The sequence below is a fragment of the Chryseobacterium echinoideorum genome, from assembly GCF_007474535.1.
In the GTDB taxonomy this organism is placed as follows: Bacteria; Bacteroidota; Bacteroidia; order Flavobacteriales; family Weeksellaceae; genus Chryseobacterium; species Chryseobacterium echinoideorum.
The window spans coordinates 1-23,209 of the sequence record NZ_VKNW01000019.1 but is presented as its reverse complement, the minus strand read 5'-3'; the positions used below and the strand labels follow the sequence as shown (position 1 = coordinate 23,209).

25 protein-coding genes are annotated in these 23,209 nt (G+C 34.2%); 16 read left to right on the top strand and 9 right to left on the bottom strand.

What is annotated here, in order from left to right; all coding sequences use genetic code 11:
* Positions 1–334, bottom strand: a 334-nt coding sequence (locus tag FOL89_RS17780; RefSeq protein ID WP_144283994.1) for a Tn3 family transposase, incomplete at its 3' end; no start/stop codon positions are given.
* 236 nt (positions 335–570) lie between these two features.
* Positions 571–2,538: a Tn3 family transposase gene (locus FOL89_RS17260; RefSeq protein ID WP_144283993.1), complete on the bottom strand. Its 1,968-nt coding sequence runs from the start codon at positions 2,536–2,538 to the stop codon at positions 571–573.
* A gap of 156 nt (positions 2,539–2,694) precedes the next feature.
* Between FOL89_RS17260 and FOL89_RS17255 the strand changes: the two genes are divergently transcribed.
* The 9 genes from FOL89_RS17255 (at position 2,695) to FOL89_RS17215 (ending at position 10,329) form a co-directional block, all read left to right on the top strand.
* Positions 2,695–2,913 carry a hypothetical protein gene (locus FOL89_RS17255; protein WP_073336984.1) on the top strand — a complete coding sequence of 73 codons (219 nt, stop codon included), beginning with the start codon at positions 2,695–2,697 and terminating at the stop codon, positions 2,911–2,913.
* A complete protein-coding gene (locus tag FOL89_RS17250; protein WP_144283992.1) occupies positions 2,901–3,197 on the top strand; it encodes a type II toxin-antitoxin system RelE/ParE family toxin in 297 nt (98 codons plus the stop codon). Before FOL89_RS17255 ends, FOL89_RS17250 begins: the two co-directional genes overlap by 13 nt.
* Before the next feature lie 10 nt (positions 3,198–3,207).
* Positions 3,208–3,759 carry a recombinase family protein gene (locus tag FOL89_RS17245; RefSeq protein ID WP_144283991.1) on the top strand — a complete coding sequence of 184 codons (552 nt, stop codon included), beginning with the start codon at positions 3,208–3,210 and terminating at the stop codon, positions 3,757–3,759.
* Positions 3,760–3,951: 192 nt separating this feature from the next.
* Positions 3,952–5,793, top strand: a complete 1,842-nt coding sequence (locus FOL89_RS17240; RefSeq protein WP_144283990.1) for an Ig-like domain-containing protein — start codon at positions 3,952–3,954, stop codon at positions 5,791–5,793.
* A 9-nt stretch (positions 5,794–5,802) separates the two neighbouring features.
* Positions 5,803–6,381: a hypothetical protein gene (locus FOL89_RS17235; protein ID WP_065721269.1), complete on the top strand. Its 579-nt coding sequence runs from the start codon at positions 5,803–5,805 to the stop codon at positions 6,379–6,381.
* A gap of 764 nt (positions 6,382–7,145) precedes the next feature.
* Complete coding sequence (locus FOL89_RS17230) at positions 7,146–7,700, top strand: hypothetical protein (RefSeq protein WP_144283989.1); 555 nt, start codon at positions 7,146–7,148, stop codon at positions 7,698–7,700.
* A 90-nt stretch (positions 7,701–7,790) separates the two neighbouring features.
* Positions 7,791–8,867, top strand: coding sequence for a hypothetical protein (locus FOL89_RS17225; RefSeq protein WP_144283988.1), 1,077 nt, complete (start codon positions 7,791–7,793; stop codon positions 8,865–8,867).
* Positions 8,868–8,872: 5 nt separating this feature from the next.
* Positions 8,873–9,370 carry a hypothetical protein gene (locus tag FOL89_RS17220; RefSeq protein WP_050378464.1) on the top strand — a complete coding sequence of 166 codons (498 nt, stop codon included), beginning with the start codon at positions 8,873–8,875 and terminating at the stop codon, positions 9,368–9,370.
* A 74-nt stretch (positions 9,371–9,444) separates the two neighbouring features.
* The gene (locus FOL89_RS17215) at positions 9,445–10,329 is read left to right on the top strand and encodes a T9SS type A sorting domain-containing protein (protein ID WP_050378465.1); all 885 of its coding nucleotides are present in this window, start codon (positions 9,445–9,447) and stop codon (positions 10,327–10,329) included.
* 52 nt (positions 10,330–10,381) lie between these two features.
* Here FOL89_RS17215 and FOL89_RS17210 read toward each other — a convergent pair whose 3' ends face one another.
* A complete protein-coding gene (locus FOL89_RS17210; RefSeq protein WP_144283987.1) occupies positions 10,382–13,345 on the bottom strand; it encodes a Tn3 family transposase in 2,964 nt (987 codons plus the stop codon).
* Positions 13,346–13,481: 136 nt separating this feature from the next.
* Between FOL89_RS17210 and FOL89_RS17205 the strand changes: the two genes are divergently transcribed.
* Positions 13,482–14,090: a recombinase family protein gene (locus FOL89_RS17205; protein ID WP_228444954.1), complete on the top strand. Its 609-nt coding sequence runs from the start codon at positions 13,482–13,484 to the stop codon at positions 14,088–14,090.
* Positions 14,091–14,141: 51 nt separating this feature from the next.
* Here the strand turns inward: FOL89_RS17205 and FOL89_RS17200 are convergent, their stop codons facing one another.
* Positions 14,142–14,507: a hypothetical protein gene (locus FOL89_RS17200; RefSeq protein WP_144283985.1), complete on the bottom strand. Its 366-nt coding sequence runs from the start codon at positions 14,505–14,507 to the stop codon at positions 14,142–14,144.
* Positions 14,508–14,742: 235 nt separating this feature from the next.
* Here FOL89_RS17200 and FOL89_RS17195 point away from each other — a divergent pair, with 235 nt between their 5' ends.
* Positions 14,743–15,129, top strand: a complete 387-nt coding sequence (locus tag FOL89_RS17195; protein WP_144283984.1) for a hypothetical protein — start codon at positions 14,743–14,745, stop codon at positions 15,127–15,129.
* Between the two features lie 90 nt (positions 15,130–15,219).
* Complete coding sequence (locus FOL89_RS17190; protein ID WP_144283983.1) at positions 15,220–16,341, top strand: aspartyl protease family protein; 1,122 nt, start codon at positions 15,220–15,222, stop codon at positions 16,339–16,341.
* A gap of 95 nt (positions 16,342–16,436) precedes the next feature.
* Here the strand turns inward: FOL89_RS17190 and FOL89_RS17185 are convergent, their stop codons facing one another.
* From FOL89_RS17185 to FOL89_RS17175, 3 genes are read right to left on the bottom strand one after another with little or no spacing between them, the layout of a single operon-like run.
* Positions 16,437–17,012, bottom strand: a complete 576-nt coding sequence (locus FOL89_RS17185; RefSeq protein WP_144283982.1) for a hypothetical protein — start codon at positions 17,010–17,012, stop codon at positions 16,437–16,439.
* Positions 17,013–17,032: 20 nt separating this feature from the next.
* Positions 17,033–17,812 carry a relaxase/mobilization nuclease domain-containing protein gene (locus FOL89_RS17180; protein ID WP_144283981.1) on the bottom strand — a complete coding sequence of 260 codons (780 nt, stop codon included), beginning with the start codon at positions 17,810–17,812 and terminating at the stop codon, positions 17,033–17,035.
* The gene (locus FOL89_RS17175) at positions 17,806–18,213 is read right to left on the bottom strand and encodes a plasmid mobilization protein (protein ID WP_144283980.1); all 408 of its coding nucleotides are present in this window, start codon (positions 18,211–18,213) and stop codon (positions 17,806–17,808) included. Before FOL89_RS17175 ends, FOL89_RS17180 begins: the two co-directional genes overlap by 7 nt.
* 1,074 nt (positions 18,214–19,287) lie before the next feature.
* On the opposite strand from FOL89_RS17175, the gene FOL89_RS17170 reads away from it, so the two are divergent.
* From FOL89_RS17170 to FOL89_RS17155, 4 genes are all read left to right on the top strand, one after another.
* Entirely contained in the window at positions 19,288–20,217 is a 930-nt protein-coding gene (locus FOL89_RS17170) for a replication initiation protein (RefSeq protein WP_144283979.1), read from the top strand.
* 38 nt (positions 20,218–20,255) lie between these two features.
* Positions 20,256–20,846: a ParA family protein gene (locus tag FOL89_RS17165; protein ID WP_144283978.1), complete on the top strand. Its 591-nt coding sequence runs from the start codon at positions 20,256–20,258 to the stop codon at positions 20,844–20,846.
* A gap of 30 nt (positions 20,847–20,876) precedes the next feature.
* Positions 20,877–21,104 (top strand): hypothetical protein, encoded by a 228-nt coding sequence (locus FOL89_RS17160; protein ID WP_144283977.1) that lies wholly within the window; start codon positions 20,877–20,879, stop codon positions 21,102–21,104.
* Between the two features lie 194 nt (positions 21,105–21,298).
* Positions 21,299–22,156, top strand: coding sequence for a type IV toxin-antitoxin system AbiEi family antitoxin domain-containing protein (locus tag FOL89_RS17155; RefSeq protein WP_144283976.1), 858 nt, complete (start codon positions 21,299–21,301; stop codon positions 22,154–22,156).
* Here the strand turns inward: FOL89_RS17155 and FOL89_RS17150 are convergent.
* Both FOL89_RS17150 and FOL89_RS17145 read right to left on the bottom strand, forming a co-directional pair.
* The gene (locus FOL89_RS17150; RefSeq protein ID WP_144283975.1) at positions 22,137–22,688 is read right to left on the bottom strand and encodes a nucleotidyl transferase AbiEii/AbiGii toxin family protein; all 552 of its coding nucleotides are present in this window, start codon (positions 22,686–22,688) and stop codon (positions 22,137–22,139) included. The genes FOL89_RS17155 and FOL89_RS17150 overlap by 20 nt on opposite strands.
* 87 nt (positions 22,689–22,775) lie before the next feature.
* Positions 22,776–23,209: Tn3 family transposase (locus FOL89_RS17145; RefSeq protein ID WP_144283974.1), on the bottom strand; the 434-nt coding region annotated here is incomplete at its 5' end.

Sequence of the window (23,209 nt, the reverse complement as noted above, 5' to 3'; positions counted from 1 at the left end):
GTCCGTTCTGCCGTGGATAACTTCCAATCTTCTTGACAATCAGTGAAGCCGTAACAGTTCCATTTTTTATGGAAGCAGCCAATCTTAGGATTTCATCCCAGTTTTGAACAATCTTTTTACTGTTGATGGTTCCTCCTATATGTTCTGATAACGCAGAATAGCTCGTAGATGTTTCAGGGATAAATAGCTTTTTATCATTTAAATCTCTGATTCTTGGAGCAAATTTAAATCCTAGTAACTGCATCAAAGCAAACACATGATCGGTAAACCCCGAAGTATCCGTATAATGTTCTTCTATCTGTACATCAGATTCATGATAGAGAAGCCCATCCAAAACATAGGTTGCATCCCTTACACCTACATTGATAACCTTGGTGTGAAAAGGTGCGTACTGATCGGATATATGGGTGTAAAACTGAACTCCTGGACTGCTTCCATATTTCGGATTAATATTTCCGGTTCTCTGCGCATAGCTTCCGGTAGCAAACCTTTGACCGTCCGAAGAAGATGTTTTCCCTTCTCCCCAGTAAAAAGAAAATGGGTGTGCAGATTGAATATTGATAATTTCTGCTAAAGCTGAAGAATAGGTTTCATCCCGGATATGCCACGCCTGAAGCCAGGAGAGTTTTGCGTAAGAAGTTCCCGGAGAAGCTTCCGACTTTTTCTTAAGCCCAAATTGATGGCATCTGACAGTATTACAGTGAGTAACAAGTTTTTGTCACTGGCTTTATTTCCGGATTTTAGATGAGTGATCTGATCTGTAAAGCCCGTCCACTGATCGACTTCTTTCAAAAGATCTGTGATTTTAATGAGAGGCAGCAGACTATATATTTTTTTTCCTAAAACTTCAGCTTCTTCAGGAACTGTATTTTCAAGAGGTTTAATTTTTATCCTGTCATTAATAATAGAAGAGCCCGGGAGTTCATTACTTTCAATAAGTTTACAAACGATTTCTGTTTTATTGGAAAGAAGCTCCATCCGCTCCGAAAGAAACTCTTCGCCATTCAACGCTACATCCAAAGGAACCTCATTCTGATCTCTCATTTCAGTAAATCTGTCTGCAGGAATAAGATAATCTTCAAAATCTTTGTACTGTCTCGATCCCTGCACCCAAAGATCTCCGGAACGCAGATGGTTCTTGAGTTCAGAAAAGAGACACAGTTCATAAAACTTTCTATCAGTACCGTCCTCAGTAAATATAAGTTCTTCCCATCTTTTCCTCACAAAACCTGATGGAAGTTTTTCCGGAAGCCTTTTTATTTTTCCTTCATATAAATCTATGAGAATACCCACGGCACTTAAAATGTCTTCTGCTACAGGGGCAGAACGGAGTTCCAACTCTTTCAGAAATTCTCCACTATATTTTTTTATGGTAGAATATTTATCGGATATAAAATAAAGAGAGTCAAAATTTTGTTTCACGGTTAAGTTCTTGGCTTCCGAAATACTCCTTGCCAAAGCTTCCCACGAAATAACCGACTCAACAGCATCGAAAGGATCTTCTCCTGTTTCTCTGGCATCAAGAAGTGCGCTGCCAATTTTAAAAAATATACCGAGCTGTTCTCCCATAGATTTTCCGGAATCCTGCATTTTTTGAGTTTGTGTGTTCTTGGCATATCTGAACAAAGAACCGATGATCTTGTCATTCATTTCTATAATTTCATCGATAATAGAAGCTTTAGTTTCCAGAAGTATTGCCACCAATGTTGCGTATCTCCGGGATTCTTCAAAATCCCTTAGATGCTGTGGAGTCATCTGTCTCCCTTCTCTGGCTATTTTCAGTAATCGGTTTTGATGAATATCCTTGCCAATATCTTTCGGCAGATTGATCTCTTTAATTATTTTCAACCTCTTGATGTGCATCAGTAAAAATTTGGAATTGACCGCCTGTGGAGATTGCTTGAGCCAATTTAGTTGACTGATACTGCTTTTTTCCTGTAAGTTGAGAAGAGCATCTAATACCTGTTTCTGATGATTGGACAATGAAGAACTCAGGGTATCATAAATTTGCTTTTCTGCATTAGTAAGAACTTCTGAGCATATTTTCTCAATTGTATTGATAGAAGGAAGTTGTATTTTATTTGTCCTTAAATAAGTGATGAACTCTTCTGCGATAATTGCAGCTCTATCTGTTTGTAATGCTTTATTATGGATATATTTTAAAGAGACTTCCTGCTCAAATTCACCATACGTTTTGAAGCCAAAAATTTTTCTTATTAATATAATATGTTCTCTTCTGGTAACATCCCGAATAGCATATTTTTCCCAAGCAGAAGGATTAATATTAAGTTGTTCGCAAACATATTGTAGAATTAAAGAATCCGGGGCTTCATTAGACCTTAAAACCTTTCCCGGAAACCGTAGATAACACAGTTGTATGGCAAACCCTAATTTGTTTGCAGTGCCTCTGCAATTTTGCTCAATAATTATAATATCAGATTCCGTAAGAGTATACCAACGTATAATATCTTCCTTTAAAACAGGAGACTCAATTAAATTTTCTTTCTCTTTTTCAGATAATATTTTTCTTAAAGCCATAATTTCAAATTATTCTTGCACAAACGATCCTTTTTGCAACAAAAATCAGAATGTTCGGGAAGCATGAATTTTTCAGTCGCAAAAAAGTATTGCAAAATAAAAATATTTTGCGATATGTTTGTGCGAAATATTTATCTTTGTGTAAATATTCTTATCATGAAAAGTATTGTTATTTATCCGGATAATCCAAAACAGTTCTCTGTTATTGAAGCTTTTTTAGAGGAAATGAAAATCCGTTTTAAAAGTCAGGAAGACATTATAATTTCTGAAGAAATAAAACAATCTGTCTTAGAAGGTATAAAAGATGCAGAAGAGGGAAGGCTCATTTCAAGTGAAGAAGTTAGAAAAAAAGCAGCAGCTTTATGTTCGAAATAGAATGGACTGAAAAAGCAGAACGTTTATATCTGGAAGCTTTGGAATTTTGGATCAATCATAACAAGTCTGCCACTTACTCAAAGAAGATAGTAAAACAGGTTTCTGAAAAAGAAGATTACATTGTCAACAACCCCTACGCAGGACAGGAAGTTTTTGATATTCCAGGTGTACGATATGTAGTTGTTCTTAGAAAATTTCTAATTTTTTATAGAATCAAGAACAAAACAATTCAAATCCTTTCCTTTTGGGACGGACATAAAAATCCACAAGATTTAGAATTATAAAATACCATCTATGTTAATAGGATATGCCAGAGTCTCCACCCAGGAGCAGGACAATTCAGTTCAGATTGAAGCTTTGAGAAAAGCAGGTTGCGAGCTTATTTTTGAGGAAAAGATTTCCGGTGGGAGATGGGATCGCCCGAAACTTAAAAAGCTTCTTAGCCATCTTCGTAAAGGCGATATTGTTATTGTCTGGAAACTGGACAGACTTTCCCGATCATTGAAGGATCTTCTCTTTTTGATAGAACAGATTGAAGGTAAAAAATCAGGATTCCGAAGTTTGACAGAATCTATTGATACTACCACATCTTCAGGAAGAATGATGATGCAGATGGTCGGAGTATTTGCAGAATTTGAAAGGGAAATGCTGAAAGAACGAACTAAAAAAGGTTTGGAACACGCCCGAAAAGAAGGAAGAATCGGAGGAAGAAAACCCAAACTAAAAGAAGTCCAAAGAAAAGAAATAAAACATCTTATCCAATCGGAACGAAAAACAGCTCCAGAAGTAGCCAAACTATTCGATGTTCATCCGGCTACTATTTACCGATTAATTAAATCAGTTTAATCTATTAAAACAAAATCTTTTAATAGATTTTATCCTTAACGTACAAAATTTTACTTTTCGTCGACTGACCCCAATTTCTTTTTTAATCCTTGGGATAAATTTACGACGCACTCATCTATGCCAAAAATAAAACAAACTTATAATCAATATATTAAAAAATAATTTTAAGTTTGCACTTCTATTAAAATCAAGATGAAAAATAAGATTGCCTTAGTTTTAGGATTATTCACAATAGTTACTGTAAAATCACAGAACACAGTACGCCCCGCTTCCGAAATATTTTCAGATTTCAATGGTTATTGGAGAAGCTCCAACAATGCAGTAATACCCAATAACAATCATAATTTACTTGCCTTTACTTGGAATGCAAATGGAATTAATAATATTAACACACCCATAACTTATTCTACCGGAGTTAATAATTCGGCTTTATCCAGCAATAATATTCCTTTCACATCTGCCACATTTATTTCATTACCCATTTACACAATCCCCTCTCCAGGTAGCGGAACTTTTATTGGGGTAGGACAAGCATTTGGAGGAAATGGTAATGTAACGCCGGTGCCGGTTAATAATAATTTAGTACAATATCTTACTGATGGTATTAACGGTTTAGGTTTAGGAACTGCTATTTTTAATATACCACAAGGCTCTAACATTGCCTTCAATACGATGGGAATTGTTCCCACATCAATCGGAGATGGTGTACCGGATCTTATTTTTACTCAGATGGGACAACCCAGCAGTACATCAGATGTATTTCACTTTCAAAATGGTCCCACCCCATCAGATCCGATGGTAGGAACTCCTTATTCGGTAGCTTTTGGTGCAGAAGTAAATGGTATACCGGTAGTTCCGTCTATTGGTAACGCCTGCTGGAAATTTTACAGAGCAGATGTATCGCCTCCTCTTTATGATGCAGGAACTTCAAGTGGATGTACGAGAAACATTAGAGTTATCGCTTTAGATTGGTCTGAAATGGGAATAACGACCGCTAATTATCAGAGTGCAACAACATTAATCCAAACATATTCAGGAACATCAGATCCTGCTTTTATTGGTGCTTATAACGCTGCATCAATTACTTTTGCAACTACTTTTAGCGGAACTGTCTTTAATGATAATAATGCAGGAATTCCCGATGGTAACGGATATCAGGGAGCAACTGTTAAGCTCTTTAATAATGGAGTAGAAATAGGATCAAAAACAACTGATGTAAACGGATATTATTATTTTGACAATATAAACACCAATACTTATCCCGGTCCTTACACAATTCAGTTAACAGAGCCAACAGGTTTTAATGTTGTAGGTAATAAAGTGGGAACTACTGACAACAGTTTCACAGCAACAATATCTAATAGCATTTCTTCAGGGAATAATTTTGGAATCAATCAACCTCCTGTAGCGGTAGATGATAATGCTTCTGTTGGTAAAAATATGTCTAAAACATTCAGTATCGTAACGAATGATTATGACTTGAATTCAGGGTCTTTAATATACTCTACAATTAATCTCATCGCTCCCTCTGGTGCAACCAATATTATAACTTCCGGAGGATATACGAAAGGATTTATAATTGCCGGACAAGGAACTTGGCTGGTAGATAATCTTGGAAATCTAACATTTACCCCCGCTATCGGATTCTTCGGAAACGCTACTACCGTTAATTATAATATTAAAGATTTAGCCGGGCTTACAAGCAATAATGCCTCAATTTTCATCGCTGTAGATTACTGCATAAAACCAGGAGCGTCAGGAATTCCTGATGGATATTCAAAAGTAGGAATTACCACATTAAAAAACCGTAACAAAAATTGGCCCGAAGGTCCAACAATTGATGAAGGTGGAGTTCCTAATGGTTTTATTGCATTGGAATCTAATACGAAAGGACTGGTTATTACCAGAACAACAAGTACAGCAAATATTATTAATCCCCAAAAAGGTATGATAGCATATGATATTACAGATCAATGTATAAAACTTTATAACGGAACTACTTGGAAATGTATAAAAAGAGCGTGTAACGATTAAATATAAAATATGAAAAATATAAAAAATACAAAAACATTCTATATAGGCAGTCTTATATTTTGTTCTTTAACCTTATCCGCCCAGGTAGCCATTGGTAAAACATCAGTAAATGGAAACAGTACACTGCTGGATTTCGGGGGAGCAACAGCTACTAATTCTCCGACAGATGTTGAAACCACTAATTTCAAAGGCATCATTCTCCCTGCATTAACAGCAACTCCTACATTTTCTGCTACCACTCCAACTACTAATAATCCACAAAACGGAACATTCATATTTGATAAAACTTCAGTAAAAGTGAGAATGTTTACTAATGGTAGTTGGGTAGATATGTCAGATACGGGAAGTTTAACCAATCTTACATCCAATACAAGTGCAGAGAGTGGGAATGGTGTGATAATAGGTTCCAATATAAGTTCGGCTACGGGAGTACTTGTTTTAGAGTCTCCCAATAAGGCAATTATATTACCTCACATTAAAAATCCTCATACAACAGTAAAAAGTCCCTATGCTGGTATGATGTGCTATGATACAGTAAGCAATTCGATTGCGGTATATGATGGCAGTAACTGGAACTATTGGAAATAAAAATCTTTACCAAATCTGCGCCTCTGTTTTTGCTTTAATAACTGATAGAAGATTTTAACGGAGCACAGAAAGGATTCACAAAAATGGAGGTTTCCTGCGGAACGTCGAAGACTATTCGAAATACCCCGAACCTATTCACTTTTAGCAAAATAGCAACAGTGGCAGCAAAGCTTAAATTTAAACATAATATTCTGAATATAAGAAGTGATTCAATATCCTTCAACTCCACCAAAATAAAAGGGTAAAACACCATTTAAAATCTAAAAATATTTTATAAATTGCTCAAATTCATTCCGTTTCATTGATTGCCTTTGTGCTGATTGAAATGGTGGTCACAAAATTTAATTATTTTTTAAAACATATTTTCTTACCGCGCTCGACGAGATCATTACATCCTTCTTGAATTTTCTTTACATAAAAAAATGTACGGAAATTATTGATGATGATGTGTACTTACAAACCTTCTAAGAATGGAGTCTTGCCGGTTTTGGCGGGATATAAATTTTAAAAAAGTTGCAAGATTTATTGCAAGACTTTTTTAGTAAATGGTCATAGAACATATTAAATCATCAAAGAGGGGTCAGTCGACGAAACGGAAAACATAGCACGTTAATGATGGAATCTATTAAGTATTGATAAGTAATTTATTATAACTATTCAGTTAACGAATTTTCATTAAAGATTTGAGTATAAAAAATCAGTATAATTATTTATTCTGAAATTCAGTTTTTATTTTATATTTAGCTAGTTAAAAATTTATAATAATGATAAAACAAAACGACAAATTAAAACTGAGGCAATTATTTCTTTATGTCCTTTCAATAGGGTTAATTTCCTTTCAAATTTCGTGTAAGGACGAATTAGCAGAAGTCCAAAATGAACAAGCTTTTAAAGAGGAATTGAACAATACTCTTTCAGCGAGAACTTTTTCGGGAGATTCGATTATGTTAGAGAATCCATATTCTACGGAAAATATGACAAAAGCTTTTCAAACCATAAAAGATAAAAATCCTGAATATGGGTTCGGAGAATTTGATATTCATACCACTCATTATTATCTTAAATTTACTCCTGAAAATGAAGAAGAGGTGGGATTACTAAAACGGGACTCTACAATTCATTATTTTGATTATAGGTTAGATGCAGAGTATAGAGAAGGATACTTGGAAAATAGAAATCCAGATAGAGATACTATTTCAGTATATTATACTGCAGTTCCTGTTGGAAAAATTCTTCCTAACGTAAAACATGAAATTTTAAGTGAATTATATATTCCTGAACAGGATCAATATTTTGCTGATATTAAAGATTACAAATAATATGAGGTAACGGGTAGAGTTGAAAATAAAACAGATCTTTTCAATAATCTTTTATTTTCTGCTTACGAACAAACAGGTAACGAGAATGAGTTGCTGACAGAAAATTCAACCCCGCAAGCGAGATGGATTTTTGGAACTAAATGGTATCCTAGTGGAAGCATACGCGTCCAGGATGATATAGCCGGGTTAAGACCCGTAACCGGCGCTCAAGTTTTAATGCGACAATGGTTTACTGTTGCACAAGGAATAACAGATGGAAACGGAAATTTTTCCACTTCTTCTGTTCGTGGAAAAGCTCGATATGTTATTCAGTGGGAAAGATATAATTATAGCGTTCGTGATGGATCTTTTTTTCAGGCAGAAACACATGGTCCCGATGTGAAACAACAGTCTTGGCATCCTATCCTAAATGGAGGTAAAGATGAATATCACGCTTTAATACACCAAGCAGCCCATGACTTCTATTATGGAAATAGATTTGCTCTAATATCACCTCCAATGAATAATCATTTTTATAATTTTGGCAGACAGACTCAGATAAAAATTGCAGGTAGATTATCAAATTCTGGTCCTACATCTTCCTTTTCTCATTTAAGAAGTGAAATTACATTTGGACTTTCAGCTCAGGTTCATATAAAAGATTATGGAAAACCATCTGATCAAGTATATGGGACTACAATTCATGAATTAAGCCATGCTTTGCACTCTGTAAAAGATAGATCATCTTATAATGATATTGTGCAAGATTCTTTTTTATCTGGAAATACACAAGTGAGAAAAAGAAATCGTAGATTATTGGAGAGTTGGCCAACTGCAGTGGAAATTCTTATGACTCTAGAAAGATATAGGATAAGATTTAATAATCCAAATTATTTAGTTTATCAAAATCTTACTTTAAATTATCAAAATTATCAATTTAGAACTATCGCAGCAGAGAATTTATATACTTCTGGGATTTATGATATGACAGATACTGTTAATCAAAGAAGGATTTTTGGAGCAGGCTATCCAATGGATCAAGTAGATGGATATACAATTAAAGAGCTGGAAAATGCTTTATCAGGCGCGAGATATTGGAACGACTATAGAGATAAAGTTAAAGCAATGTATCCTAATAAACCTACTAGACCTTTTGTAGATGAATTATTTGCTAACTGGCAAGATTAAAAATAATGAAAACACTACTATTACTAAGTTTTGGTTTGCTTACGATATGCTGTGGAACTGATCAGGGGGAAAGTATTGATTATACATATAGTATATCAAATAATGCTGGACAAAATATCAAATTAGTACCTTACATAAATGGTGTTCCTGAAATGGAAAATGCCATTACACTAGCGAATAACGAAAAATTCACCAAAAAATATACGTATAAGCCACCAGGTGCAGCTGGCTTTAATATGACAGGATTGTTTAAAGCAACAGCAGCTGGAAGTATTACTCATGTAGGTGTAATTTACAATAATAACCATATAAATCTTTTTACTGTATTCTCAGAACAGTGTCCAACATGTGCTAATATTCCTAATAATCCCTATCCGATTATTTATAATGAAAATATTAGAAATTTGTTTAATATAAGTTTCAATGATGAACAAGTAGAAACTTATTCAATAACTTCTGAAGATTATCAGAATGCTACTGATTGTGGTGGCAATTGCTATTAAAGAAAAAGATTAAGAGTCCGTTTCATACCTAGTAAAAACGGACTCTTTTTTATAACAAATAAAAAATTTCAAATATGGATAAAAAACTACTTTTAATTTTTGCAATAACCTTAAGTCTATTTGCTTTCAGTCAAAACATTTCTTTTGAAACTTCTGAAGGATACACGTTAGGAAATCTTCCAGGCCAACAGGGCTGGTCGAGATGGGGAGGCGTTACTACGAGTAGTGCTAAAGTGATAAATACCACAGCATCAATTGGTTCAAACTCTGTGACTGTTACAAGTAATAGTAGTGGTACCAGTGGAGGGGTTACAAAAAGTATTTCTGGTTTTACAAAGACCGAATATTCGTTTGATTACAAAATTTCTGCTGTTGGATCTTCAGAATATCATATGGTTGTACAAGATCTTGACGATAATATCGTAGGCGGTTTCAACATTGAGCCAAGTCAAGGCGGACTGCTTGTATATAACGGAGTTATAGACGATGGTGTAGCTACATCTGTAAACATTTCTGCAAATACGTGGTATAATTTTAAACTAATTGCAAATTTGGCAACACACACCGTAACTTATTATTTAAACAATATCTTACTCGGAAGCCAACCTATTTCAAATAGTGTTATGGGGTTTAATGTTCTCAACTTCGTTTATGATAACGAAGGATCTGGTTTTACAATGGATAACATTAAAATTTTAAATGCTGATCTTCTTTCTACTTCGGAAAACAATTATAACGATAAAATAGATGTTTATCCTAACCCCACTTCAGATTTCATTAATATCAAAATAAAAGAAGTCGTAAAATCAATTGAAATTTTTGATCTTTCCGGAAAATTGATTTTAAAAGATGTTTCCGGGAAAAAAGAGATCTCTATTTCACATTTACAAAACGGATCATATATACTGAAAGTAAACACAAAAGAATCTGCGTACACTAAAAAGTTCATTAAAAACTAGAAATATATAGTTTTTTATAATCACTCTTATCTTAATGTGATAAGAGTGATTATTATAAAGAATTTCTTAGCGATCTAAACTCTCCTTTTTTAAACTTGATACGATCTTCCCAAACATAGTCTCCGGTAAGGTGAATATGTTCCCATCCTAAAGGAGAAAGGTGTTGAAGTAATTCTTCATTAATTTCTTCGCCCTGTTCTTTCAGGTGCTGCACTGCTTTTTCAATATAAACTGTATTCCATAGAACAATAGCAGCAGTAACCAGATTAAGACCGCTTGCCTTATACCGTTGATTTTCAAAGCTTCGTTCTCTGACTTCTCCAAACCTGTTAAAATATACAGCTCTTGCCAAAGCGTTTCTGGCTTCACCTTTATTAAGTCCTGCGGTAACTCTGCGTCTAAGTTCCGGACTCATGTACCAGTCGAGCATAAATAAAGTTCTTTCTATTTTACCCAATTCTCGTAATGCTACAGCCAGTCCGTTCTGCCGTGGATAACTTCCAATCTTCTTGACAATCAGTGAAGCCGTAACAGTTCCATTTTTTATGGAAGCAGCCAATCTTAGAATTTCATCCCAGTTTTGAATAATCTTTTTACTGTTGATGGTTCCTCCTATATGTTCTGATAACGCAGAATAGCTCGTAGATGTTTCAGGAATAAATAACTTCTTATCATTCAAATCTCTGATTCTTGGAGCAAATTTAAATCCCAGTAACTGCATCAAAGCGAATACATGATCGGTAAACCCCGAAGTATCCGTATAATGTTCTTCTATCTGCAGTTCAGATTCATGATAGAGAAGCCCATCCAAAACATAGGTTGCATCCCTTACTCCTACATTGATAACCTTGGTATGAAAAGGTGCGTATTGGTCGGAGATATGAGTGTAAAACTGAACTCCGGGACTGCTTCCATATTTTGGATTAATATTTCCGGTTCTCTGCGCATAACTGCCTGTAGCAAACCTTTGACCGTCCGAAGAAGATGTTTTGCCCTCTCCCCAGTAAGAAGAAAATGAGTGATCGGATTGAGTATTGATAATTTTCGCTAAAGCTGAAGAATACGTTTCGTCTCGGATATGCCACGCCTGAAGCCATGAGAGTTTTGCATAGGAAGTTCCCGGAGAAGCTTCCGACATTTTTCTTAAACCTAAATTAATGGCATCTGACAGTATTACAGTGAGTAACAAATTTTTGTCACTGGCTTTATTTCCGGATTTCAGATGAATGAACTGATCTGTAAAGCCCGTCCACTGATCGACTTCTTTCAAAAGATCTGTGATTTTAATAAGAGGAAGCAGACTGTATATTTTTTTTGCTAAAACTTCAACTTCTTCAGGAACTGTATTTTCAAGAGGTTTAATCTTTATTCTGTCATTAATAATAGAAGATTCAGGGAGTTCATTATTTTCAATGAGCTTACATACTATTTGTATTTTATTTGAAAGAAGTTCCATTCGCTCCGAAAGAAACTCTTCTGCATTCAATGCTACATCCAGAGGAACTTGATTTTCATCTTTCATTTCAACGAATCTGCCTGCAGGAATAAGATAATCTTCAAAATCTTTGTACTGTCTTGAACCCTGTACCCAAAGATCACCGGAACGCAAATGGTTTTTCAGTTCAGAAAATATACATAGTTCATAAAACTTTCTATCTATACCGTTCTCTGTAAATACCAGTTCTTCCCATCTTTTTCTGATAAAACCTGATGGAATTTTTTCCGGTAGTTTTTTTATTTTTCCTTCATACAGGTCAATCAAGATACCTACTGCCTTTAGAATATCTTCTGCTACAGGGGCAGAGCGGAGTTCCAACTCTTTCAGAAATTCTCCACCATATTTTTTTATCGTAAAGTATTTATCGGATATAAAATAAAGAGAGTCAAAATTTTGTTTAGCTGTTAAGTTCTTGGCTTCTGAAATACTTTGAGCCAGAGTGTCCCATGAAATAACTGACTCAACAGCATCGAAAGGATCTTCTCCTGTTTCCTTGGCATCCAGAAGTGCGCTGCCAACTTTAAAAAATATACCGAGCTGCTCACCCATGGATTTTCCGGAATCCTGCATTTTTTGAGTTTGCGTATTCTTGGCATATCTGAACAAAGAACCGATGATCTTATCATTCATTTCTATGATTTCATCGATGATGGAAGCTTTGGTTTCCAGAAGTATTGCCACCAATGTTGCGTATCTCCTGGATTCTTCAAAATCCCTTAGATGCTGTGGTGTCATCTGTCTTCCTTCTCTGGCTATTTTCAGTAATCGGTTCTGATGAATATCCTTACCAATATCTTTTGGAAGATTGATCTCTTTTATTGTCTTCAACCTCTTTATATGCATCAGTAAAAACTTTGAATTGACCGCCTGTGGGGATTGCTTGAGCCAATTTAGTTGACTGATGCTGCTTTTTTCCTGTAAGTTGAGAAGAGCATCTAATAACTGTTTCTGATGATTGGACAATGAAGAACTCAGGCTATCATAAATTTGCTTTTCCGCATTAATAAGAGCTTCCGAGCAAAGCCTTTCAATTGTTCCAGTTGCAGGGAGTAAGATTTTATTTTTACGAAGAAATTTAACTAATTCTTCTGCCACAACAAATCCTTTATCTGTTTTGAGAGCTATTTCTTGTAACAACCCTTTGTAGACCGTATAATCTATGATTGTAAATATTCGAAATCCATAAACAGATTGCAGTATGCTTATATATTCTCTCCTTGTTTGCTCTCTTTTTCCATAGTTTTCCCATTCTAAAACATTTATTCCTAGTTGACTGCTAATAAACTGTAAGATTTGTCGATCAGGATATAACTCAGGAGCTAAAATAATCCCTGGATGTCTCATATAACTGAGATTAACTGCAAATCCCAACTTATTGGTGTTTGTTCTACAATGATTTTTTATTATTGAAAAATCATTTTCCGATAAAGAATAGTTGATGATTAATTCTTCATCAGTTTCTGGAATTTTAATTAACTCTTTTATCTCAAACTCTGATAATACTTGTTTTCTAGGCATAAAAATATTTTTTCTTAAGTAAAATAAAACGTCCGTTTACTTGTACTTTTTTGTGTTTTCTGAAAATTACGTTTTAAAATAAAAATAAGTAAAAAAAACTAGTATAATAAATTGAGTATATTTATTTAAATTTTTAATGAAATTATCTATACTTATGAAAATTGGATATATCAGAATATCAACACAGGATCAAAATTATAATCTGCAGGAAGACGCTTTAAATAAATTAGGATGTAAAATGATTTTTAAGGAAACAGTTTCCGGAGCTACAAAGGAAAGACCACAACTCAAAAAATTATTAGAGCAAATTCGTAAGGGTGATGTTGTAGTTGTTTATAAATTAGACAGACTTGGAAGATCTTTAAAACACCTGTTAGAAATTGTCGAAATATTAAATTCTAAAAATGTAGCTCTACAAAGCTTGCATGACAACATAGACACTACGACTCCGCAAGGAAGATTATTTTTTAATATTTCCGCATCCTTTGCAGAATTTGAAAAGGATCTAATCAGGGAAAGAACAAAAGCAGGCTTGGAGGCAGCACGGGAAAGAGGTAAGAAAGGAGGTCGCAGGAAAGGATTAAGTAAGGAAGCTCAGCAAAAAGCTATTATTGCAGAAAATTATTATAATGAGGGGATAAAAAGTGTCAACGAAATTGCTGCCGACTTGAAGATTTCAAAAATGACAATGTATAAATATTTAAGAGAAAGAAATGTGGAAATAAAGGTTTACAATAGAAAGTAATTTATTCAGTCTATAAAAAATAATTATTTAATAGATTCTATCCTTAACGTGCTATATTTTCCGTTTCGTCGACTGACCCCTATATCTATTATACTCCTCGATTCCCATTTTTTCTATGATAAAATCTTCCATATGAATATCGCTTTTTTCTCTGACATAACGGGTAAAGGATAAAATGCTTTTACAGGCTTCAAAACCTCTGGACTGCATATCTTTTCTAACATTTTCCTGCAATCCCTCTAACCACTCCGTATAATCCTCAAAACTTGGTTCAATGGGTAAATGATGATACAGATAACTGGCGTTACCATAAGAAAATAATAAGGAATGATATTCTTTGTCTTTATCAGCAAGATTATGAATGAAATCTTCCTGTGCTGTATTGTATTGTTCTAAGGGATGTTTAACGCTTATCATTTTATAAAGATATAATTTTTAGTTCTTTTTATAGTCGGAAAAAACATCTTCTTTTCTGTATTCCGGGCTTCTGAAAAAAAAATACTTTTTTTTAAAAATCTTTTTATAATGCGACGAGTTTTGTCGCCTCACGCCGATATATTTGTATCAGTAGTTAAGTGACAGAATCCTAGGCAGTCATTTATTTACTAAACCAGTTATAATTTTTTTAACCCTTTAATTAACTTATTTTATTATGAAAAAAATGCCGTTTACTCCGGAAGGAGTACAAGCCAAACAGAAAGAATTCAGCGTATTGTCAATAGATGAGAGACTGAAATTAGCAGACTATGTTGCTGCGAATCCTGCGGAGTTTATTTCCGAAAACTTTGAAATGAGTGAAGAGCAGCTGGAGTACTTAAGATCTCTTGAAGTTGTTGATCTTAGAATTACCGGCTTCAGCTTAGCTATCGGATTCTTAGGACAGATTCCTGTGGATATGCAGGATACAACGCCTCCTTCAACGTTTGCTGCCAGAGGAAAAAAGAAAAAAGAACTTTCAACCAATGTCAGCACAACAACCAATCCACAAACCGGAGCCACAACCGTTACGGGTTCGGTAGGAATCAAATGGACTTGGTAATTGCAAAAATGATTCACTGAATCAATAGACTGCCTTACGGCAGTCTATTTTTTTGCATTATATTTGTTTGCACCTTAGAGAGATAAAAGCATGAAAAAATTAAAAAAACACGTATTTATAATTACCTTAGTTTTCTTTTCTTCCCTGCTGAATGCAGCAGAAATTCCTTTTGAACTGATTGATGGAAAAATTATTGTTCCGGTAAGCATCAAAAAAGAAAAGCATAATTTTATTTTTGATTCCGGAGCTTTTACCATTATTTCATCCGAACTCAAAAACAGACTGAACGAAAAAAAAGTCAATACCATTTTTGAAGGTATTGATGCCAATAATGCAAAATCAAGCATGGAAGTATTTTCCACCAATACTCTACAGCTATCTGATATGAACATCAAAAACGTCAGCTTTTCTTTTGCCGATATAGGCTGGATGAGTGGTCGTGCCTGTAGAAAAATAAGCGGAATTTTTGGAGCTAATATGATGAAGGATAAAATATGGAGAATTGATTTTACAAACAAAAAAATTACGGTATTTGAAAAAGTGCAGCTGCAAAATACCAATGCTTCGGTAATTCCGTTTTCTGAAGAAAACTTTACCCATGTTCCGAAAATTAATGCCAAAGTACGAAACCAAAACATCGAATTTATATTTGATACCGGTTCCGGAATGGGATTTTCGGTTAATCAAAAATCTTATGATTTGATTAAAGATGATCATTTTCTCACTTTTGAAGGGTTGCTTTCCCAGTCTCTTAACAGCATCAGCAAAGGACAAAGATTCCTTGACATGATGGAAGTTGAAATAAATAATGTCAAACTGGGCAGCCATATTATAGACAGCAGCTCTGACGCTCCTAATCTGATAGGCATCAGATTTATTGAAAATTATCTGGTTGATTTGGATTTTATCAGCAAAAAAATCATTCTCTCCAGTATTAATAAAAACCCGGAGTACAAAAGCTTTGGGATTTCTTTAGCTCCGGTGGAAAATACGGTAGTAATTGTCAGCAAGCTTCAGATTCCTGAATTGTCAGAATTGAATCTCACGGAAAAAATAGTCAGAGTAAATGATTTTGATGTTTCAGCTTTAAAAGAAAACACGTTCTGCGAATTAAAAAATATAATGGACAGCAGCGAAACAATCACCTTAGAAAATGCTTCCGGAAAGAAGTTTACCCTACAGAAGACAAATGTTTTACAGCATTTATACTGAGTCCTTTCAGCCAAATGGTGAAGGACATCCTATGTTTTACAATACCATTATAATTCATATCTCATTCAAAAGTCTGGTGCTTCAAGCACCAGACTTTACTTTTTCCCTCTTTTAAAATCCTGATATCCTTTATAATAAATTTCTAATGATTCGCTGTCTTTCGGATTCGACTTTTGCCATGCCTTTAGAACTTGTGATTGCTCTACATAGCCTTCCCATTTGGCTTTTTCTACAATAATATTTCCGTCTCTGCCTATTTCCTGAAGAACCTGCGCCCGGATCTCCTGTTTTGTCCTTACGCTTTCTTTATACCATTTGATGCCGGAGTATGCCCCGAAAATCGCTAATCCCCAACCGGAAAGCATGACAAAAAGGGAAGTATAAAGTACAGGTTTGTAATGCTTAAAATAGTCTTTGTACGATTCAAGCTTTTTTACATCTTCCGGAGAGATTCCAATCTTAATATCGGAAGCACTTTTTTTTATTTCCTGCAGTTTTCCCTCGAAGATGTCCGAAACGTCCATAGCGAGTTCCTGCATGGATGCTGATTCGGAGTTAAGCTGTGAAACTTGCCTTTCCAGCATACCTGTCGTTATTTTTAACTGTTCCAGTAGTTCCACAGGGTTAAGCCGTCCGGAACTGGCGTTTTGATTCTTGTTCTGTTCTTCCATAATTCTGTATTTTTTATTGTTTATCTTGATAATCCCCATCCTCTTTCCATATCCTGGGAAGCATTGCGGATAATCGCCCGGGCGATATCTTTAATTTTCAGTTTCGGGTCGATTTCGCTTAACTTAAAACCCTGCTTCGATACTTTTTCCAAAACCGAAGGGTTGGTATTGAGATCAGTTTTAGGAATGATCCTTGCGCCGTTTAAGCCTTTGCTGTTTTCGCTGATCTGCATAATATAACCCCGATAATTCATCCTCCATGTTAGATCCTCTATGCTTTTACTTTCTTGGATTTCCTCTAGAAGTATGTTTTTTATTTCTGCTTTCTTTTCTCCGGTAATCTCCTGTGCGGTCTTCCAGTTCCGTTCTCTCGATAATACTTCAGCGTGTCGGCAGGCTCTTTCACCGATATTATGGCTCGTTACCTGATTTTTGCCATGAAAATCAATCCTGTTCGCTATAATATGCAGGTGCTTATCATCAGTTGATTGGTGCAGATGCACTAAATATTGGTTATCCTTTCCGATTCCTTCACGTTTTAAATAGTCCTCTGCCAGTTTCGCCCAATCTTGAAGACTTAAATTTTGGCTGTATTCCTTTGGAGGAGAGATCATCGCAGTAACATATTTATTCTCCGTTCTTGTATTCAGCTCAGCGATCTGTTTAAATTCCTTAAACAGTTCTTTCGGCTTCTCTCCTGATAATCCGTTCCGGCACACTTCCACGCTCTGATCCTTATCACTCTGCTGGTACTGGATGGATCGGAAACTTACATTTCTAGTTGACGCAGAGATTACCATTGGATATGTGTTTTAATCCCTTTTATCGTGTCCTCAATTTCCCTGAGAAGATCTGCCCGTTCTTTTTCCGTAAACATTTCTTTTTTCATATAGTTGGCTATTCTCCGGAAGTTGGTCGCATACTCCGTCAGCATGATGTTTTTTTCATAGTCCGGAAGTTCTTTTTCCAAAAGAATAATCCGGCTGTAATCCGTAAGCTTCAGCTTTTTTTTATCCGCTCTTTCTTTGAGATTTTTCATTTCATGTACCGTAAAACGAAGTGCCAGACGCTCCGATTTGGGTGCGTTCACCTTGGGACGACCTCCAAGCTTTCCCCGTTCACGATATTGGTTCTGTCTATTGACTTTCTCAAATTCCTGATGAAAAAAAGATTCCCAGTCTTTCGGAATTTCATTTTCCATGATTCATTTATTTTTTGTAAATTAGACGAACAAAATAACTTTTTTTCAAAGTTTTAACAATTTTTAAAGTTAAATTTTTTCAGCTCCTTGTGCACAGAGGAGCTGTTTTATTTCCCAGTTTCCTTTATTGTTTTTTGGCTACGCCGAATCTTCGATTTCCGAATTTTAAAATTCTAACGATGTAGGTCTATCCGTTAAAAGTGCCATGTAATCTTTAGCGGTTTGTTTGTCCGTTTATGACGATAGGAATAAACCAAGTGGTCCTTTTGTGGCGGAAATCGGAGCGGTGGCGTAGGTTTTTGACGTCAAAAGGTACTACTTGCCCTTAATACGAACATCAAATATAACGCCAATATACGCAATTTCCCTTCATCATGCAACCTGTGCTTATTTTTATCAGGTACAGCTCCACAATATTCTTGCAAAATCGCCCAGCTCTACCCACTCTAAAAATCACTTAAAAAAGTAATACTTCAGATCAGCTCACCACTCCGGAACCGAAATTGAAACACTCCAAACATTCTGCAAAAAATAAAGTCCAAAGAGATAAAGCTGAAGAGAAAAAAGTCAAGCCTGTTCCGGAAGCTTTATCGCTCTGATCACACCACTGGACAGCTCGTCTGTACAGTACTTATATAATAGAATTTATCTATCGTTATTTATTATGCTTAGCATAATATCGGCCGCCCAAGCCGACTTATAAAAAGTTTGTTTTTCGTTCTTTTTGTTTTTCTTCCACCCTGCTAATGACAAAATGACAGGAAAAATTTTCGCTCCAACAGATCAAATAAAATTCCTTTTGAACAAACGTATTTTTTAAAATATTTATTACTTTCTTATTTTATTATTTTAAAGCTTTGCAACTTGATGTAAATCATAACTTTATAAATTTAAAAACGAGTTTTTATAAGCTAAAAACGAGTTTTTATAAGCTAAAAACGAGTTTTTATAAGTCTACTACGAGTTTTTATAAGCTAAAAACGAGTTTTCATAAATTTTCTACGGGTTATATAAACGATTATCGTTTTATTTAATCGTTTTTGTTTATATTTGCTCTTATTAAAAATTACATTTATGGAACTTAGGGACGTTAATAAAGATGATAAGTTAATTTATCAGCATAATGTTATTACTTCCGGAAGATATGATTACTCAGCTTGTATGTTAGATATTCTTTTCATGGTACTTTCCTGCCTTGAAAAAGATAAATTGGAGTACACTATTCACACTCACGACATTGAAGCGATTACAGGACGTAAATGGAACTATAAACAGTTAAGAGAAGCTACTGAAAGTATCGGATCTCGAATGTTTGAAATTGATACTCCGGAAAGCTATGATCAAATTTGGCTTTTCTCTCGTGTCAAATATTTGAAAGGTACAGGAAGTTTTACAGTAAAATTGAATGATGAAGCAACACCTTATTTTTTTGACTTAAAAAATAACTTTACTGCCATGCAGTTAAAATCTGTATTAAACTGTTCTTCAAAATATGCTAAAAGACTATATGCAATTGCTTGTCAGTGGCGGAGCGTAGGAACAAAAAGATTTGAAATTCCAGAACTAAAAAATATGCTCGGTCTTATTGATAAAAAAGGGAATGAACAGTTTGAAAGAATAAGCGATTTTAAAAAATTTGTTTTAGATACTGCACGAACACAAATTTGTGAAAATACTGATATAGAAATTGACTACGAATTAAAAAAACGTGGACGGGAGTTTTTTTGGGTCACTTTACAAATTAACTCCCAAAAATTCAAACAGCTCGAAATTGATTTTGAAAAGCCTTTAAATATTCAAAAATTTACATCAAAATTAATTACTTATGGACTTAATCAGGAACAGGCGGAACTAATTGCCGGAAACGAAAAAGAAAAGGATTTTGACATCTTAATAACAGAGCTGAACGAAAAGATCAGACAGAGAAAACTGAAGATTGAAAATTCTGTCGGATATCTAATTGGCATATATCAGAAAAAGGGGATTTTGCCTGTTAAGAGTTAATTATATATTTATATATTTGTGTAATTATATATTTATATATGGCTAAAATTATATTAACTACACATCAGAAAGGAGGAGTAGGAAAATCAACATTATCATTTAATCTTGCTGTAAATCTTAGAGAAAATGCAAAAGTCTGCATTATTGATTTAGATGCACAAGGTTCTTTATATCAGGTTCGGGATTTGTCCGAAGTTCCTATTTTTCCTGAAGACAAATTAAAAGAAATCCAGAGTTCAGATTTTGATTTTGTTTTTATTGATACACCACCATATTTGTCTAGCAAACTTACTGAGCTATGCGATCTTGCAGATGTTATTATTATTCCTACAAAAGCAGGAGTTTTAGACCTTTTGGCAATCAAAAGCACTATTGATATTATAGAACATTCAGGAAACGAAAATAAAGCTCTTATCGTCTTCAATATGGTTAAGCCAAATACAACTTTAACCGAAGAAATAAAAGATCAGTTAAGTGATTATAATGTCAAAGTTTCTAAAAATATGATCTCTGATTTGGTAGCTTTCTCTCGGTCTGTTTTAATTAATGGAGTGGAAGATAACAATAAGGCACAAAAACAAATTGATGCTCTGACAAAAGAAGTTTTGACAATCTCAATCAATAATTAAATAATTATATATTTATATATTTATATAAAAATGGCAAAACAAGATTTTACAGCACTTATAGGCAAAGCAAAAGAAAATCAAATTAAAACTCCGGTTCAAAAAGTAGTTCCAATCAAGGAGAAAAAAAACGAGATTCTTTTCTCTCTGCATATTCCAGCAGAAAGATTAAAAGCTCTTAAAATAATTTCAGCAGAAAAAAATATGAGCCTAAAGAATCTTATCAATTCTGCTATTGACGAAAAATATTTTAACTCTTAAAATATCTGATTCTACTAAAAACTCAATATTAATCCTTTAAATTTTAAAATTAACTTGACTGTTATATAAAAAAAGTGTAACTTTGAGCATATAAATTGCATATATGCAATTTATATACATACTAATTCAAAAAAACGCTGTCATCATTATTATATACTCCCTGCTGAATTTATGAAATATATTAACTCGTAATTATGGATAATTTTAAAAAACATATCCAAAAAATTGATATTCTTGTTGATGAAAGACATTATAAAGTTCTAAATAACAAAGAGTTTGAAGAACTAGTATCAATGATAAATAGTCTTTGGGGGTTAAAAAGTTATTCAAGAAATAAGGTTAAAGATTTTTTATTTTCTAATAATTATGTTTACAAAGATATTTTAGACGGAAATACTGAGTCTGGAATTTTTGTTTTTAGAAATACGGAATTTGATGATTTTGATATTGCATCTACTAGATCAAGAAACTCTTTTTTTAGCCATTATTCTGCACTTTTCATCCATAATCTAACTATCCAGTTTCCAAAGCAAATTTATCTTACTTGGGAAAGAATAAATTATAAGCCTAATATAAATAATCAGATACTTCAAAGCTCTGTAGATGCAGCTTTTAATAAACCCCCAAGAATTACAACAAACAAAAGGGTTTATAAAAGATTCACTATTAATCAGATTAATGGACAGTCACAGCATAGTATTGGAATAGTTCCGTTTAGAGAAGTATATAAAGTATCTGATATTGAACGAACTTTAATTGATATTGCAGTCCGTCCTTTTTATTCAGGAGGTGTAACCCAAGTTCTCGGAGCTTTTAGAAATTCTATAGGCATTATTGATCCTGAAAAACTTTTTGATTATTATTCTAAAATGCATTTTGTTTATCCATATCATCAAGTAATTGGTTTTTACCTTGAGAAAGCTGGTTACAATGAATCAGATTATAGAAGATTTATGGAATTACCAATGAATCTAAATTTTTATTTAACCTATAATATGGTAAGTAAGGATTATTCTGAAAAATGGAAACTTTTTATTCCGAAAGGCTTGTAAATGGTTTTGCTATTTCGATTAGTTTATCAAAATAATAATCATATTCCTGCAGGTCTTCATCGCTGGAAACAGTTTGTATAACAGAGTTCCAATCCTCTCTATTGTGTTCTCTAAGATTTTCAAGATTATTTATAAAACTTAACGGCACCTGCTTTGCTTTGAAAATTTCGCGCAAAAGCTTTTCATCTAAATCTAATACACCTGAATTAAAAACTGTATAAATGTCATAAACGTCTCTAGCCCTATGTTTTGCATTAGCAGTTGTCACAATCTCTCTATATTCAGGCATTGTCTGACAAAGTGCTCTGATTTTCTCAAACAAAATCATTTCTAATGTATAAACTCGTAAAAAAACACCTTCTATTTCTTTGGTTGTTGCAGCGGCAGTATACTCATAAGCACTAATATCTACTTCATATTGAGTGGACTGATCATTTAGTTTAATTGCATTTCTCCTAATTTTTTCAAGATCGCCTTCAAATTGATTAAATTTTTCCTGTTCTATAACTTTGAAGCGTAATAAATAGCCCATCCAGGGGTCAGTCGACGAAAAGTAAAATTTTGTACGTTAAGGATAAAATCTATTAACATTTCACATTTCAATAGACTGACCAAATGACTACTCTTTTCTTAGCGATCTAAACTCTCCTTTTTTAAGTTTGATACGATCTTCCCAAACGTAGTCTCCGGTAAGGTGAATATGCTCCCATCCTAATGGAGAAAGATACTGAAGTAATTCTTCATTAATTTCTTCGCCCTGCTCTTTCAGGTGCTGCACTGCTTTCTCAATATAAACCGTATTCCATAAAACAATAGCAGCGGTTACCAAATTAAGACCGCTTGCCTTATACCGTTGATTTTCAAAGTTCCGTTCTCTGACTTCTCCAAACCTGTTAAAATATATAGCTCTTGCCAAAGCGTTTCTGGCTTCACCTTTATTAAGTCCAGCAGTAACTCTGCGCCTGAGTTCCGGACTCATGTACCAGTCGAGCATAAATAAAGTTCTTTCTATTTTACCCAATTCTCGTAATGCTACAGCCAGTCCGTTCTGCC

Coding starts and splice junctions, on each gene's coding strand:
- FOL89_RS17175 (WP_144283980.1), bottom strand. CDS start 18,213: ATGGAAAATGAAATTCCGAAAGACTGGGAATCTTTTTTTCATCAGGAA.
- FOL89_RS17180 (WP_144283981.1), bottom strand. CDS start 17,812: ATGGTAATCTCTGCGTCAACTAGAAATGTAAGTTTCCGATCCATCCAG.
- FOL89_RS17260 (WP_144283993.1), bottom strand. CDS start 2,538: ATGGCTTTAAGAAAAATATTATCTGAAAAAGAGAAAGAAAATTTAATT.
- FOL89_RS17255 (WP_073336984.1), top strand. CDS start 2,695: ATGAAAAGTATTGTTATTTATCCGGATAATCCAAAACAGTTCTCTGTT.
- FOL89_RS17160 (WP_144283977.1), top strand. CDS start 20,877: ATGGCAAAACAAGATTTTACAGCACTTATAGGCAAAGCAAAAGAAAAT.
- FOL89_RS17210 (WP_144283987.1), bottom strand. CDS start 13,345: ATGCCTAGAAAACAAGTATTATCAGAGTTTGAGATAAAAGAGTTAATT.
- FOL89_RS17190 (WP_144283983.1), top strand. CDS start 15,220: ATGAAAAAATTAAAAAAACACGTATTTATAATTACCTTAGTTTTCTTT.
- FOL89_RS17195 (WP_144283984.1), top strand. CDS start 14,743: ATGAAAAAAATGCCGTTTACTCCGGAAGGAGTACAAGCCAAACAGAAA.
- FOL89_RS17230 (WP_144283989.1), top strand. CDS start 7,146: ATGATAAAACAAAACGACAAATTAAAACTGAGGCAATTATTTCTTTAT.
- FOL89_RS17245 (WP_144283991.1), top strand. CDS start 3,208: ATGTTAATAGGATATGCCAGAGTCTCCACCCAGGAGCAGGACAATTCA.
- FOL89_RS17155 (WP_144283976.1), top strand. CDS start 21,299: ATGGATAATTTTAAAAAACATATCCAAAAAATTGATATTCTTGTTGAT.
- FOL89_RS17185 (WP_144283982.1), bottom strand. CDS start 17,012: ATGGAAGAACAGAACAAGAATCAAAACGCCAGTTCCGGACGGCTTAAC.
- FOL89_RS17165 (WP_144283978.1), top strand. CDS start 20,256: ATGGCTAAAATTATATTAACTACACATCAGAAAGGAGGAGTAGGAAAA.
- FOL89_RS17250 (WP_144283992.1), top strand. CDS start 2,901: ATGTTCGAAATAGAATGGACTGAAAAAGCAGAACGTTTATATCTGGAA.
- FOL89_RS17220 (WP_050378464.1), top strand. CDS start 8,873: ATGAAAACACTACTATTACTAAGTTTTGGTTTGCTTACGATATGCTGT.
- FOL89_RS17170 (WP_144283979.1), top strand. CDS start 19,288: ATGGAACTTAGGGACGTTAATAAAGATGATAAGTTAATTTATCAGCAT.
- FOL89_RS17200 (WP_144283985.1), bottom strand. CDS start 14,507: ATGATAAGCGTTAAACATCCCTTAGAACAATACAATACAGCACAGGAA.
- FOL89_RS17235 (WP_065721269.1), top strand. CDS start 5,803: ATGAAAAATATAAAAAATACAAAAACATTCTATATAGGCAGTCTTATA.
- FOL89_RS17150 (WP_144283975.1), bottom strand. CDS start 22,688: ATGGGCTATTTATTACGCTTCAAAGTTATAGAACAGGAAAAATTTAAT.
- FOL89_RS17205 (WP_228444954.1), top strand. CDS start 13,482: ATGAAATTATCTATACTTATGAAAATTGGATATATCAGAATATCAACA.
- FOL89_RS17240 (WP_144283990.1), top strand. CDS start 3,952: ATGAAAAATAAGATTGCCTTAGTTTTAGGATTATTCACAATAGTTACT.
- FOL89_RS17215 (WP_050378465.1), top strand. CDS start 9,445: ATGGATAAAAAACTACTTTTAATTTTTGCAATAACCTTAAGTCTATTT.